This window comes from Actinosynnema sp. NPDC059335 (genome assembly GCF_042752395.1).
In the GTDB taxonomy this organism is placed as follows: Bacteria; Actinomycetota; Actinomycetes; order Mycobacteriales; family Pseudonocardiaceae; genus Actinosynnema.
Genome location: NZ_JBHYXZ010000204.1, coordinates 1 through 13,101, shown reverse-complemented (window position 1 = coordinate 13,101; position 13,101 = coordinate 1). Strand labels below are relative to the sequence as shown.

At 76.6% G+C, this 13,101-nt stretch carries 10 protein-coding genes; all 10 read right to left on the bottom strand.

What is annotated here, in order from left to right:
* A partial coding sequence (locus tag ACFXGA_RS36610) for a hypothetical protein (protein ID WP_378096526.1) occupies nt 1-185 on the bottom strand: 185 nt, incomplete at its 3' end.
* Nucleotides 186-209: 24 nt separating this feature from the next.
* Nucleotides 210-2,888: a LuxR C-terminal-related transcriptional regulator gene (locus tag ACFXGA_RS36605; RefSeq protein ID WP_378096523.1), complete on the bottom strand. Its 2,679-nt coding sequence runs from the start codon at nt 2,886-2,888 to the stop codon at nt 210-212.
* 36 nt (nt 2,889-2,924) lie between these two features.
* Nucleotides 2,925-3,443 carry a flavoprotein gene (locus ACFXGA_RS36600; protein WP_378096520.1) on the bottom strand — a complete coding sequence of 173 codons (519 nt, stop codon included), beginning with the start codon at nt 3,441-3,443 and terminating at the stop codon, nt 2,925-2,927.
* Nucleotides 3,444-3,643: 200 nt separating this feature from the next.
* Entirely contained in the window at nt 3,644-5,071 is a 1,428-nt protein-coding gene (locus ACFXGA_RS36595; protein ID WP_378096517.1) for an RsmB/NOP family class I SAM-dependent RNA methyltransferase, read from the bottom strand.
* Entirely contained in the window at nt 5,068-5,997 is a 930-nt protein-coding gene (gene fmt / locus ACFXGA_RS36590; RefSeq protein WP_378096514.1) for a methionyl-tRNA formyltransferase, read from the bottom strand. The genes ACFXGA_RS36595 and fmt overlap by 4 nt, the downstream gene beginning before the upstream one ends.
* Nucleotides 5,998-6,152: 155 nt before the next feature.
* Nucleotides 6,153-6,695: a peptide deformylase gene (def, locus tag ACFXGA_RS36585; protein WP_378096511.1), complete on the bottom strand. Its 543-nt coding sequence runs from the start codon at nt 6,693-6,695 to the stop codon at nt 6,153-6,155.
* A gap of 47 nt (nt 6,696-6,742) precedes the next feature.
* Entirely contained in the window at nt 6,743-6,916 is a 174-nt protein-coding gene (locus ACFXGA_RS36580; RefSeq protein ID WP_378096508.1) for a hypothetical protein, read from the bottom strand.
* Between the two features lie 380 nt (nt 6,917-7,296).
* Nucleotides 7,297-9,093: a gamma-glutamyltransferase gene (gene ggt / locus ACFXGA_RS36575; RefSeq protein ID WP_378096505.1), complete on the bottom strand. Its 1,797-nt coding sequence runs from the start codon at nt 9,091-9,093 to the stop codon at nt 7,297-7,299.
* A gap of 79 nt (nt 9,094-9,172) precedes the next feature.
* Nucleotides 9,173-11,158, bottom strand: a complete 1,986-nt coding sequence (locus tag ACFXGA_RS36570) for a primosomal protein N' (protein ID WP_378096502.1) — start codon at nt 11,156-11,158, stop codon at nt 9,173-9,175.
* Between the two features lie 107 nt (nt 11,159-11,265).
* Nucleotides 11,266-12,510, bottom strand: a complete 1,245-nt coding sequence (locus ACFXGA_RS36565) for an MFS transporter (protein WP_378096499.1) — start codon at nt 12,508-12,510, stop codon at nt 11,266-11,268.
* Between the last annotated feature and the right edge of the window lie 591 nt (nt 12,511-13,101).

The window sequence follows — 13,101 nt, the reverse complement described above, 5'->3', positions numbered from 1 at the left end:
GCCTGGCGGGACGCTTTTCCCCGCCGGGCCTGCCGGCTACGGCCTGCCTGGGGTGCTCGTACGGGCCCCATGTCAAATCGAGCCGGACCCACCCCCGGCAGACCACCGCCACCCATCACCACCACCACCGACACCACCACCGACACCACCACCGACACCACCACCGACCACACCACCAGACCCACCCGACCCACCGGACCCACCCGACCTCACCCCGGCGACACCTCCACCCCCTCCTGCGAGTGCGCCACCCGAGCCAACTCCACCCGCGAACTGATCCCGAGCTTCCGGAAGATCCCCCGCAGGTGGTAGTTCACCGTGTGCGGCGACAGGTAGAGCTGCTTCGCCACCTGCCGGTTCGTCATCCCGGCCCCCACCAACAACGCGATGTCCCGCTCCGCCCCCGACAACAACCGCCACTCCTCACCACCCCCCGCGCCACCCGCCTCGTCCCCCCGTAACCGCGCCAACTCCCCCTCCGCCCCCATCTGCTCGAAGATCCGCGAAGCGAACCCGGTGTGCACGGCCGCCCGCTCCGCGTCCCCCTCCTCGCCCACCACCGCCGCGAGGTCCGCGTAGGCGTTCGCCCTGGCCCACGGGTGCCGGTGCCGACGCGCCGCGTCCGCGAGCCCCACCGCGTCCCGCTCCAGCAACGCCCGCGCGTGCCCCGCACCCACCGCCACCACCGCGAACCCCGGGTTGTCGGCCGCCAACCGCTCCACCGCGCCGACCACCTCACGCCCCAGCTCCCGGTCGTCCACGGCCGTCGCCTGCCGCACGAGCCACGGCGCGGCCCCCGGCTCCTCGATCAGCATCCGCCGCGCGCCGTCGAGGTCGGCCATCCGCTCCCGCGCCAGCTCGGCCGCCCGCTCCGGCCCGTGCTGGGCGTGCGCCAGCAGCAGCTCCACCCAGTCGTACTGCCCCGAGTGCAGCACCGCCTCGCCCGCCGCCAGGTCCGCCCGGTACCGGCGCACGTGCTCCGCCGCCGCCGCGACCTCACCCCGGTGCAACGCCACCGTCGCCAGCACCGTCGACGCCAGCGGCACCAGGATCCGCAGCCCCCGGTCGCGCGCGGTGGACAGGCCGCGCCGGGCCGCCGCCAGCGCCCGGTTCACCTTCCCGGCCTGGACCAGCACCCTGGCCAGCGCGATCGTCCGGGCCGTCGGCGCGCCGGCCCGCACCGCCGCGTCGTCGGACGACACGTCGTCCCGCACCAACCGCTCGGCCTGCTCGAACTCCCCCAGCGCCGACAGCTTCAACGCGAACGACACCGCCGACTGCGACTGCCACCACGCCGTGGGCCGGTCCAGCTCCCACCGGGTCGACTCCCGGCCCCAGTACATGCCCTCGGCGAGCTTCCCGGCGCTCCACTCCAGGCACGAGTGGACCGTCGCGGCCATCACCACGTCCGCGTCGCCCGGTTCCCGGTCCCGCGTGGTCAGCACCGACAACGCGTGCGCGCGCGCCCGGCTGCCGGTGGCGAAGTACAGCGACAACAGCCGACCCGCCTCCGCCAGCCGGCGCAACGGCGGCGGCACGGACGGCGTGGTCAGCACGTGCTCCATCTCGGACGCCGCGTCCGCCGGCCGCCCGTCGGCCAGCAGGATCCCCGCCAGCACCACGTGCAGCTCCGCCGCCGCACCGGCGGGCACCCCGCGCGCCAGGCTCTCGCGGGCCAACGCGATGGCCGAGCCGAGCGTGCCGCTCACCGCCAGCGAACGCACCGCGCGCACCGCCGCGTCTCCGGGGTCGTCGCCCCCCACCCCGGACGCTCCGCCACCCTCGACCACCTCGGCCCCGGCCACCCCGCCCACACCGGCCCCCGGCGCAACCACCCCGGACTCGGCCACCCCGGACTCGGCCACCCCTCCCTCGGTCGCCTCGCCCTCGACCACCCCGGACTCGGCCACCCCTCCCTCGACCACCCCGTCCTCGGTCGCCTCGCCCACACCGGCCCCCGGCTCGGCCACCCCGGGCCCGACCACCCAGTCCGCCTCGGCCGGCACCACGCGCAACACCTCCGCGTCGTGCCGCAACGCGTTCCGCACCGCCCCCGGCATCGAGTCCACGACCGCCCGCCACACCAGGTGGGACGCGAACTCCAGCCGCTCCTCCACGGCCACCACCAGCCCGGACGCCAGCACCTCGTCCACCGCGGGCAGCAGCGACCCCGTGGTCTCGTCCATCATCACGGCCACGTCCCGCAACCGGAACGACCGGCCGACCACCGCCGCGACCCGCAGCACCTGCGCGGCCCTGGGCGACAACGCCCCCACCCGACCGGCCACCGCCGTCCCGACCCGTCGCGGCGGCCACCCGCCGCGCGGCCGGGCCACGCCGTCGCGCACCTCCACCCTGCCCTCGTCGACCAACCCGGCCACGAGATCGGCGACCAGCCCCGGATCGCCGCCCGCGCCCGCGACGAGCGACACCAGCTCGGGGTGCGGCGCCGCGCCCACCAGGTCCGCGACCATCCGCTCGACCGCGTCGTCGTCCAGCGGGCCGAGGCGCAGCACTTCCCCGCACACCGTGACCGCGCACCGGACATGCGCGTCCGCCGGCGCGGAGGACAGCGCGAGCAACGTCGTGACGCGCCGCTCCGCCAGCCGGGGCAGCAGCGCGAGCAGGGCGGCCGGGTCGTGGTGCGCCTGGTCGATCGCGACCAGCGGACGCGGCCCGTCCGGCACCCGGTCCGGCACGTCGGTCAGGTGGTCGCCGGCGACGAGCACGACGGCGTAGCCCCGGTCACGGGCGGCGGCGACGGCGTCGCGCAGCAGGGAGGTCTTGCCGGAGCACGGCGGGCCGTCGATGGCCAGCAGGCCACCGGGCGCGGACAGGAAGCGGAGAACCGAAGCCCATTCACGATCCCGGCCGTACAATTTCGACACAATCAAGACTGCTACGCGTCTCGACTGACTGTCAATTCAGCCACTCGCGCCGTTACCACGGTTTTCACCTGATCCGACGAATGACACGAGCCGATCGAGTTCACGGATCACCGATCCGTGGTCGGACGCGAGCACCACTCCGGCGGCGCGCAGCACGGTCAGGTGGCCGGCGAACGCCGGATGGGCGGCCTGGTCGTCGGAGAACTGCGGGAGCAGCACCATCGGGGTCCGCCTGCCCAACGCCTCGCACAGCACCGTGAGCGCCTGATTGTCGCCGATCCCGAGGGCGAGCTTCGCCAGCGAGTTCGCGGTGGCCGGCGCGAACACGAACGCGTCCGGCACCGGGTGCGGCTTGGGCTCGGTGGGCAACCGGGAGGTCCACCGCACCGGCAGGTCGGTCAACGCCTGGAGCGCGGCCACCTGCGGTTCGAGCCACCGCGCCACCGACGGCGTCAACGTGACCGCCAACCGCCACCGCCGCGCCAGGGGCCGGGCGAGCCCGTCGACCAACCACCGCTCCACCCCGCCCGCCGCCGACGCGACGAGCCCGAGCACGGGCCGCGCCCCTCCGGCCGCCCCACCGCCGGCCGACCCGCCAACCGCGCCACCGGCAGACCCACCGCCGGCCGCTCGACCGCCGACCGACCCGCCGCCCGCACCACCCGCAGACCCATCACCGGCAGGCCCACCGCCGACCGACCCACCGCCGACCGCGTCACCAGCCCCGCCGGCCGGTCCGCCCGAACCCCCACCGGTCACACGGGCCGCCGCAGGATGGCGCAGAACATGGCGTCCGTGCCGTGCTCGTGCGGCCACAGCTGGACCTGCGGCCCGTCGCCCAACCCCGGCACGCCGGGGAAGAACTCGCGCGCGTCCACCCGCTCCACCCCGGTGCGCCGCACCACGTCGGCCACCACGCCCACCGTCTCGGACAGGTGCGGCGAGCACACCACGTACGCCACCACGCCACCCGGCCTGACCAGGCCCAACGCCGACGTCAACAACTCGCGCTGCAACCGCGCCAACGGGGCCACGTCCGACGGCTGCCGCCGCCACCGCGCCTCCGGCCGACGCCGCAACGCCCCCAACCCGGTGCACGGCGCGTCCACCAGCACCCGGTCGAACCCGCCCTCGGGCAGCCCCGACTCGCGGCCGTCCGCGACGTGCACGGTGATCGGCAGGTCGCCCGCGGCCTTGCGGATCAGGTCCGCCCGGTGCGGGGCCTTCTCCACCGCGTCCAGCGACGCGCCGGACAGCCGCGCCAGCGAACCCAGCAGCACGGCCTTCCCGCCCGGTCCCGCGCACAGGTCCAGCCACCGCTCGTCCGGCCCTTCGACCGGCACCCTGGTCAACGCCACCGCGCACAGCTGGCTGCCCTCGTCCTGCACCGCCGCCAGCCGCTCGCGCACCGGGTCCAGGTCGCCGGGGTCGCCCGCGCCCGCGTCCAGGTGCACCCCGTACGGCGAGTACGGGGCCACCTCGCCGCCGGTCATGGCGGCCAGCTCGTCCGCGCTGCACTCGCCGGGCCGGGCGGCCAGGTGCACCGCGGGCCGCGCGTCGTCGGCGGCCAGCGCCCGGCGCAGCGGCTCGCCCCGGCTGCCCAGCGCCTCCGCGAACGCTTGCGCGATCCACTTCGGGTGGGCGTTGGCCATGGCCACGTGCCCGATCGGGTCGGTGTCCTCGTCGGGCGCGACCTCCTCGACCCACGCCGCCTCGTCCTGCCCGGTGACGCGCCGCAGCACGGCGTTGGCGAACCCCGCCGCGCCGGAACCGCGGTCCGCCCGCACCAGGTCGACCGTGGAGGCGACCGCCGCGTGCGCCGGGATGCGGGTGCGCAGCAGCTGGTACGCGCCCAACCGCAGCGCGTCCAGCACCGCACCGTCCACTTCGGACAGCGGCCGGTCGGTGCAGGCGGCCAGCACCGCGTCCAGCAAACCCTGCGCGCGCAGCGCCCCGTAGGCCAGTTCGGTGGCCAGGGCCGCGTCACGCCCGGTGATCCGACGTTCCCGCAGGATGCCCGGCAGCACCAGGTTCGCGTAGGCGTCCCGCTGCCGGACGGCGCGCAGGGTGTCCAACGCCGCCTGCCGCGCCGGGTCCTCCGCCGGGGGCCGGGCCGGACCGGTGCGGCCGCGCGGCGGGTGCGCCCGTCGGGGCCGCGAGGGACGCGAAGACCTCTGGGTCATGAAATCCGTTCCCCCGCCTCGATCCGGACGCCGCGCGCCCAGTCGTTCGCCGACATCCGCTTCTTGCCCTGCGCCTGCACGTCGCCCAGCGCCACCGGACCGGTGCCCGTGCCGACGAGCACCCGCCTGCGCTCCACCCGGATCTCGCCCGGCGCGAGCGGCACGTCGTCGTCGACCGGCAGGACCGGGCCGAGCTTGAGCCGCTCGCCGCGGAACTCCGCCCACGCGCCGGGGTCCGGCGTCACGGCGCGGGCGATCCGGTCGAGGGCGGCGGCCGGCGCGGCGAAGTCGAGCCGGGCGTCCTCCACGGTCACCTTCGGCGCGTAGCTCACGCCTTCCGAGGGCTGCTCGACCGGCCGCAGCGTCCCGTCCGCGATGCCGTCCACAGTGGACAGCAGCAGCTTCGCGCCGGACTCGGCGAGCCGGCCCAGCAGGTCGCCGGACGTGTCCCGGTCGCGCACCCGCTCGGTCACCACGCCGAACACCGGCCCGGCGTCCAGCTCCTTGACGATGCGGAACGTGGTCGCGCCGGTGATGTCGTCGCCGTGCCGGACCGCCGCCTGCACGGGGGCCGCGCCACGCCACGCCGGCAGTACGGAGAAGTGCAGGTTCACCCACCCGTGGGTCGGGATCGCCAGGGCGGACTCGGGCAGCAGCGCGCCGTAGGCCACCACGGGGCACAGGTCCGGCGCCAGCTCCCGCAGCCGCGCCTGGAACGCCGGGTCGCCCGCCTTGGCGGGGGTCAGCACCTCGATGCCGAGTTCGTCGGCCAGCGCCGCGACCGGCGACCGCTCGACCCGGCGGCCCCGGCCGACCGGGGCGTCCGGCCGGGTGACGACGGCCACGACCTCGTGCCGGTCGGAGTCCAGCAGTGCCCGCAGCGACGGCAGCGCGACCTCGGGCGTGCCCGCGAAGACCAGCCGCATGTCAGGCCCCTCCGCGGCGCGCGTCGGGACGGGGACGGGACGGCCGGGCTTGGTGGACGAACACGCACTCTCCTCGCTTCTCCTGCGGGACCGCAGACCGCAAGTCTAGGAGAGCGCCACCGGGCCGGCTCGCGCGCGAGCGCGCCGGCCGCCCGTCAGCCCCCGAACAGCGGGTGGGGCGACTGCTTGATCGTCGGCACGCCGCCGTCGAACCACGGCTGCTGCCGGATGGCCCGCATGGCCTCCTTGCGGGTCCGGTCGTCCAGGCGGTCGAGGAACAGCACGCCGTCGAGGTGGTCGGTCTCGTGCTGGATGCAGCGCGCCAGCAGGTCCGTGCCCTCGACCTCGATCGGCTCGCCGTGCATGTTCCAGCCCTTGGCCACCACGTGCCGGTGCCGGCGGCAGTCCCACGACAGGCCGGGGATCGACAGGCAGCCCTCCGGGCCGTCCTGCTCCTCCTCGCCGACGACGTCGAACGTCGGGTTCACCAGGTGCCCGGCGAACCCGTCGCAGTGGTAGGTGAACACGCGCAGCCCGACGCCGAGCTGCGGTGCGGCCAGACCCGCGCCGCCGGCGTCGCTCATCGTGTCCCACAGGTCCTTGACCAGCTTGCGCAGTTCCGCGTCGAAGTCGGTGACCTCGACGGCGGGCGTCCGCAGCACCGGGTCGCCGAACAGCCGGATCGGTTGGACGGTCACGCGCACTCCTCGCAGCCTGGGGGAAGTCCCAGTCTACGAAAGCCCGCTCAGTGCTCCAGGTCACGGCCGAGGAAGGCGACGCCGACCAGCGCGGCCACCAGGTGGCCCAGGAACCGCACCGCCGCCGGCGTCCGCAGCCCCGTGCCCGCAGCCACTCCCGCCGCCGAAGCCCGCTCCGCCGCCGACACCCGACCCGCCGCCGCCACCGCACCCGCAGCCACCGCCGCAGCCGGAGCCGCGTCCGTCACCGCAGCCGCGCCCGTCGTCGGGGCAGCGCCCGCCGCAGCCGTCGTCGCAGCCGTGGCCGTGGCCGTGGCCGTGGCCGTGGCTGTGGCTGTGGCTGTGGCTGTGGAAGCCTGCTCCGCCGCCGCAACCGCCCGCGTCGCGGACACCGGTCGCGTCGCCGGAACCGCGCCGAACCGGGTCCGGGGCGAGGTTCCGACCGGGGTCGTCATGGTGATCGTGGTCATGTCCCGCTCCTCCGTCGCTCGTCCTGCCACCAGGGTGCGCCGGACGGGCGTCGGCGGGCGTCCGCTCGGAGTAGCGGCCCGGCCTCATCCCGCGGGATGAGGCCGGCCACGACGTCGGGACCACCGCCGCGTCACGGCGTCGGCCACACCGCCCGTGCCGCGCCACCGCCGCGCCGGGTCGTCTCGGCCGCCGCGCGCCAGCGGCCGTCGGGGAGGCGTTCGACCGCGGTGGCGGCCCCGATCTCGGCGGTCGAGGTGAAGCGGTGACCCAGGTCGCGCAGCGCCTGCGCCTCGGGGGTCGCCAGGAACGACGCCTCGGCCTGCGTGTTCGCCGCGTTGCGCTGCGAGGCGCGCGGCGCGGCGATGGCCTCGACCAGGGGCGTGCCGCGGTCGAGCCGCCGGGTCAGGACCTGCAGGACCGTGGTGATGATGCTCGCGCCGCCGGGCGAGCCGAGCGCCAGCACCGGCTCGCCGTGGTGCAGCACGATCGTCGGCGACATGGACGACCGGGGGCGCTTGCCGGGGCCGGGCAGGTTCGGGTCCGGCACGCCCGGCGTGACGGGCGTGAACGAGAAGTCGGTCAGCTCGTTGTTGAGCAGGAACCCGCGGCCGGGCACCACGATGCCGCTGCCGCCCTCCTGCTCGATGGTCAGCGTGTAGGCGACGACGTTGCCCCAGCGGTCGGCGACCGTCAGGTGCGTGGTGTCGGTGCCCTCGTACGGCGTCTCGACCGCCTGGCCCGCGGCGGCGCACGGGGTCGGGTGGCGCGGGTCGCCGGGCGCGACCGGGCCGGGCATCGCGGCCGTCGGCGAGATCAGGCAGGCCCGGCTGTCGGCGAACCGCTGGGACAGCAGCTCGCGGGTCGGCACGTCGCCGAACGCCGGGTCGCCCACCCAGCGGTTGCGGTCGGCGAACGAGAGCCGGCTCGCCTCCAGGAACCGGTGCAGGTAGCCGACCTCGGTCTCCGCGCCCAGGTCGGTGTTCTCCAGGATGTTCAGCGCCTCGCCGACGGTCGTGCCGCCGGACGACGGCGGGGCCATGCCCACCACGTCGAAGCCGCGGTAGCGGACGCGGGTCGGCTCGCGCAGCGGCGCGTCGTACCGGGCGAGGTCCGCCTCGGTGAGGTCGCCGGGCCGGACCTGCCGGGTCACGCCCGCGGCCACCGGCGGCCGGCGGACCGCGCCGACCAGGTCGCGCGCCAGCTCGCCGCGGTAGAAGGCCGACACGCCGTCCTTGCGCAGCAGGCGGTAGGTGTCGGCGAGGTCGGGGTTGCGGAACGTGCTGCCGACCGCGGGCGGCGCGCCGCCGGGCAGGTAGAGCGCGCTGGTCGAGGTGAAGTCGGCGAAGCGGGCCGCGTTGTCGGCGACCTGGCGGTGGAACGTGGCGTCGACGGTGAACCCGCGCCGGGCCAGGTCCTCGGCGGGGCGGATGGCCCGGTCGAGGGACCAGGTGCCCCACTCCCGGAGCGCCCGCTGCCAGGTGCGCGGCGTGCCGGGCACGCCGACCGACAGGCCGCTGGTCACGGCGTCGGCGAACGGGATGGGCGCGCCGCCCTCCACGAACAGGTTCTCGTCGGCGGACGCGGGGGCGGTCTCCCGCCCGTCCACTGTGGACACGCGGTGCGTGCGGGCGTCGTAGTGCACGAAGAACCCGCCGCCGCCGATGCCGGCGGAGAACGGGTCGGTCACGCCCAGCGCGGCGGCCACGGCGACCGCGGCGTCCACCGCGTTGCCGCCGCGGCGCAGCACGTCGACGCCGATCTGCGAGGCGTCGGGGTCGATGCTGGACACGACGCCGCCGAAGCCGACGGCTTCGGGGACGCGCGGCGCGTCGGCAGCGGTGCGGGCCGAGGCGGTGGTGGCGGCGGTGGACAGGAGCGGCAGGACCAGGAGTGATGCGAGGACGCTGGTGACAGTCGACCGGAGCATCGTTCCCTTCTACTCCACCGCGCCGGAAAGCTGTACCTCCGCGGGGTCGGACTTGACCGGGTCGGGTGACGGGCGCGGTTCAGAGGACTTCGAGGGGGTCCAGCTTCACCCGGACCACGTCGGGCTCCTTGCGCGCGCTGCGCACGGCCAGGACCTCGCCCAGCACCGCGGCCAGCGCCCGCCCCTCGGCGCGGGACACCCGGACCAGCGCGCGTTCCCTGTCCTCCGACAGCGGCACCGGGCCCAGCACCTCGCCCGTCGGCGGGAGGCGCAGCTCCTCCAGGACCCCGGCCAGGGCGTCCGGCGCGCCGTCCACGGTCGCCATCCGCACGGCGGGCGGGAAACCCAGCTCGGTCCGGGCGGCCAGCTCCTGCCGGGCGTGCCACACCGGGTCCCAGCGGACCAGGGCCTGCACCGGGGCGAGCGAGGAGTCGGCGACCACGACCACCCGGCCGGCCGCGTGGACCAGGGCCGCCGCCGTCATCCAGCGGCGCAGCGTCTCCTCCGCCGCCCTCAGGTCGGCCCGGCCGAGCAGCGCCCACCCGTCCAGCAGCAGGGCCGCGCCGTAGCCGCCCTCCGCGAGCGGTTCCGCCCCCGGCGTGGCCACCACCAGGGACCTGCCGCCCGGCACCGTCGACAGCACCTCGTCACCGCCCGACGTGCGGACCGGGACGCCGCTGAACGCCCGCCCCAGCTCCTCGGCCGTGCGCCGCGCGCCGATGACCTGCCCCCGCAGCCGCCGGGAACCGCAGTTCGGGCAGCGGTACGCCGCCTCCGTCGCGCCGCACCACCGGCAGTAGGCGGGCCTGGGCACGCCGTCCTGCGTGCCGCCCGGCAGGGCCAGCGGGCCCGCGCACCGGCGGCACCGGGCGGGCGACCGGCACTGACCGCACGCCAGGGCGGGGACGTAGCCGCGCCGCGGCACCTGGATCAGCACCGGGGTGTCCGCCGACAACGCGGCGCGGGCCGCGTCGAACGCGATCGACGGCAGCCGGGCGGACCGGGCCGCCGGGTCCTTGACCTCTTGCCACTCATGGTCGCCCACCGCCGCGACCCGCGGCGCCACGGACCGCAGCGCGTCCCGGGCCGCGACCACCTCGTGCGCCCAGCCGCTGTCCACCAGCAACTGCGCCTCCGCGGTCCGGGCGAACCCCCCGACCAGCAGGGACGCCCCGGTGAGGTGGGAGCGCTGCACCAGCACGTCCCGGACGTTCGGGTACGGCATCCTCGGCTCGGCGTGCAGGTCGTCGCCGTCGTCCCAGACCGCCACCAGCCCGAGGTCGCGCACCGGCGCGAAGGCCGCGCCGCGCGTGCCCAGCACCACCCGGACCGCGCCGCGCCGCACGGCCAGCCACCGCTTGTACCGCTCGGACGGCCCGAGGTCGGCCGACAGCGTGACCACGCCCGCCTCGCCCACCAGCGCCGCGCACGCCGCGTGCAGCCGGGCCAGGTCCCGGTGGTCGGGCACGACCACCAGCGCGCCCCGGCCCGTGCTCGCCACCGACGCCGCCGCCTCGGCCAGGCGGGCGGGCCAGTCCTCGGCGGGCAGGGCCTGCCACACCGCCCGCGCGACCCGGCCCGAGCGCAGCGCGTCCAGCAGGTTCGGCCCGAACGGGTACCGCGCCCAGCCTTCGTCCGACGGCGGCTCGGGCGCCGGCGCGGGCTCGCCGGACGGCCTGGCCTCCACCCGCGCGTGCCGGGGCGGGATGGCCATCCGCAGCACGTCGATCAACGACCCGGCGTACCGGTCCGCCACCGCCCGCGCCAGCTCGGCCACCTCCGGGGCGAGCACCGGCTCGGGCGAGATCACCCGGTCGAGGAACGTCAGCTTCCGCTCGTACTCCGACGACTCCACCCGTTCGAGCAGGTAGCCGTCCACCAGCTGGCCCGCGAACCGGACCCGGACCCGGCAGCCGGGCACCGCGTCGGCGTCCTGCTCGGTGGACACCTGGTAGTCGAACGGCCGGTCGAGGTGGGCCAGCGGCACGTCCACGCACACGCGGGCGACCGGCAGCACGGCGGCGGGAACCTGCTCGCCGCGCCTGGTAGTCGCCTTGCCCGCCACGGGAGGAGGTCTACCAGAGACCGACCGGGCCGCTCACAACCCGGGGCCGGAGGACGGGACGTGGAGTCATGCGCCCATTATCGAACACTTGTTCGGACAGGGCAAGATCACGTCCGGGTGGTCGCGGGTTCCGGTTCGGCCGGGAGGTCGCGGACCGAGCGGACGGCGAGCGCGAGCGGCGCGCTCAGCACGGCGACCGCCGCCCCGACGACGAGCACGGTGCCGGTGCCGACGCGCTCCGCCGCCGGTCCCGCCAGCGCCATGCCCACCGGCGCGGCGGCCAGGCCGACGACGGTCGAGAAGCCGGTGGCCCGCGCCACCAGGTCGGCGGGCACGTGCACCTGCCGCGCGGTGTCGGTGAGCACGGCGTACAGGGCGGACTGCGCCCCGGCCGGGACGGCGGCCGCGGCGAGCACCGCCGTGGGCGCGCCGGCCGCGAGCAGGACCAGCAGCGGGGCGAGGGCGGCGGGGATCGTGACCGCGACCCGCAGCGGGCGTCGCGGTCGCCGGCGCAGGGCGGCGGTGCTGCCCAGCAACGCGCCGACGGCGTACCCGTTGCCGATGAACGCCCAGGCCAGGGGGCCGCCCAGGCGCTGGTCGGCGACGATCGGCCCGAGCACCAGGAACGGGGAGGTGCAGACGCCGTTGATGACGGCGACCTGCACCGCGGTCGCCTGCAACCAGGGGCGGGAGCGGAAGTCGCGCCACCCGTGCCGCACGGCGTCGAGGGGGGCGGGGTGTCGCGGCACCGACCGGTCCGGGGCCCGGAGGGTGAGGAGCGCGGCGGCGCTGACCGCGAACGTGGCCGCGTCCACGGCGAACGACACACCCGGGCCGACCGTGGCCACGAGCGCGGCCGACACCACGGGCGCGATGAGCGTGGCGGCGTTCTGGGCGGCGTTGACCAGGGCGTTGGCCTGTCGGCGTTGCGATTCGGGGACGACGTCGGCGACCAGCCCGGCCGCCGCGGGGGTGAAGAACGCGTGCGCCGCGCCCGCCACCGCCTGCAGGGCGGCCAGGTGCCAGAGGGCCGCGGTCCCGGTGAGGAGCAGGGCGGCCGTGAGGCCCTGGGAGGCGCAGCGGACGACGTCGGCGGCGAGCATGACGGCGCGTCGGGGCAGGAGGTCGCCGACCACCCCGCCGGCGAGCGTGAAGACGACCACGGGGAGCCGGCCGGCGAGCAGCACGAGGCCGAGGTCGGTCGGGGACGCGCCGAGGCGGAGCGAGCCGAAGAGGAGGGCGATCGAGATCAGGCCGTCGCCGAGGTGGGAGGACGTGCGGGCGAGGAAGTACCGGCGGAACGCCGGGTTGCGCAGCAGCGGCGGCACGGGGCCGGTCACGGGGCGGGTCACGGACGGCAACCTGCCGGCGCCCACCGACAGTCCGGGCGTCACGGGCCGGCCGCGATGCTCCGGCCGCGATGGCCTCCGGGGCGACCGGGCCGGCTGCGGAGGCTTCGGGAGCCGCGATGCTCTCCGGGGCGAGCGGAGCCGGCTCCAGCCGTTCCCGGGACCGGCGAATCCGGCCGCAGTGGCACCCGGCCTGCGGAGCCGGCCGCAGCGGCTCCCGGGACCGGCGAAACCCGCCGCAGCACCCGGAGCCGGCGGAGCCTGCCTCCGCTGCTTCCCGAGCCGGCGGAGCCGGCCCCGGCGGCGTCGGGAACCGCGCCGGTCGCCGCAGTTCCGGGACGGAGCGGGCTGCGGAGGCTTCAGGAGCCGGAGCTTGCCGCGATGGCTACCGGCCCGAAATTGTCGGACCCCGCCGGCAGAATAAAAGCAGGGGTCCCCTGGGCGGGGACCCCTGCGAAGCATCACCGGCCGAGCACGCCGGCGGCCGGATCAGGCGGGTGTCAGGCGCCGGCGGCGGCGCGGAGGGCGTCCGCCCGGTCCGTGCTCTCCCACGGCAACTCCACATCCGTCCGACCGAAGTGCCCGTACGCCGCC

What these genes read in the sequence shown, in the direction of transcription:
- ACFXGA_RS36595 (WP_378096517.1), bottom strand. Translation starts at nt 5,071, where the DNA reads ATGACCCAGAGGTCTTCGCGTCCCTCGCGGCCCCGACGGGCGCACCCG.
- fmt (WP_378096514.1), bottom strand. Translation starts at nt 5,997, where the DNA reads ATGCGGCTGGTCTTCGCGGGCACGCCCGAGGTCGCGCTGCCGTCGCTG.
- ggt (WP_378096505.1), bottom strand. Translation starts at nt 9,093, where the DNA reads ATGCTCCGGTCGACTGTCACCAGCGTCCTCGCATCACTCCTGGTCCTG.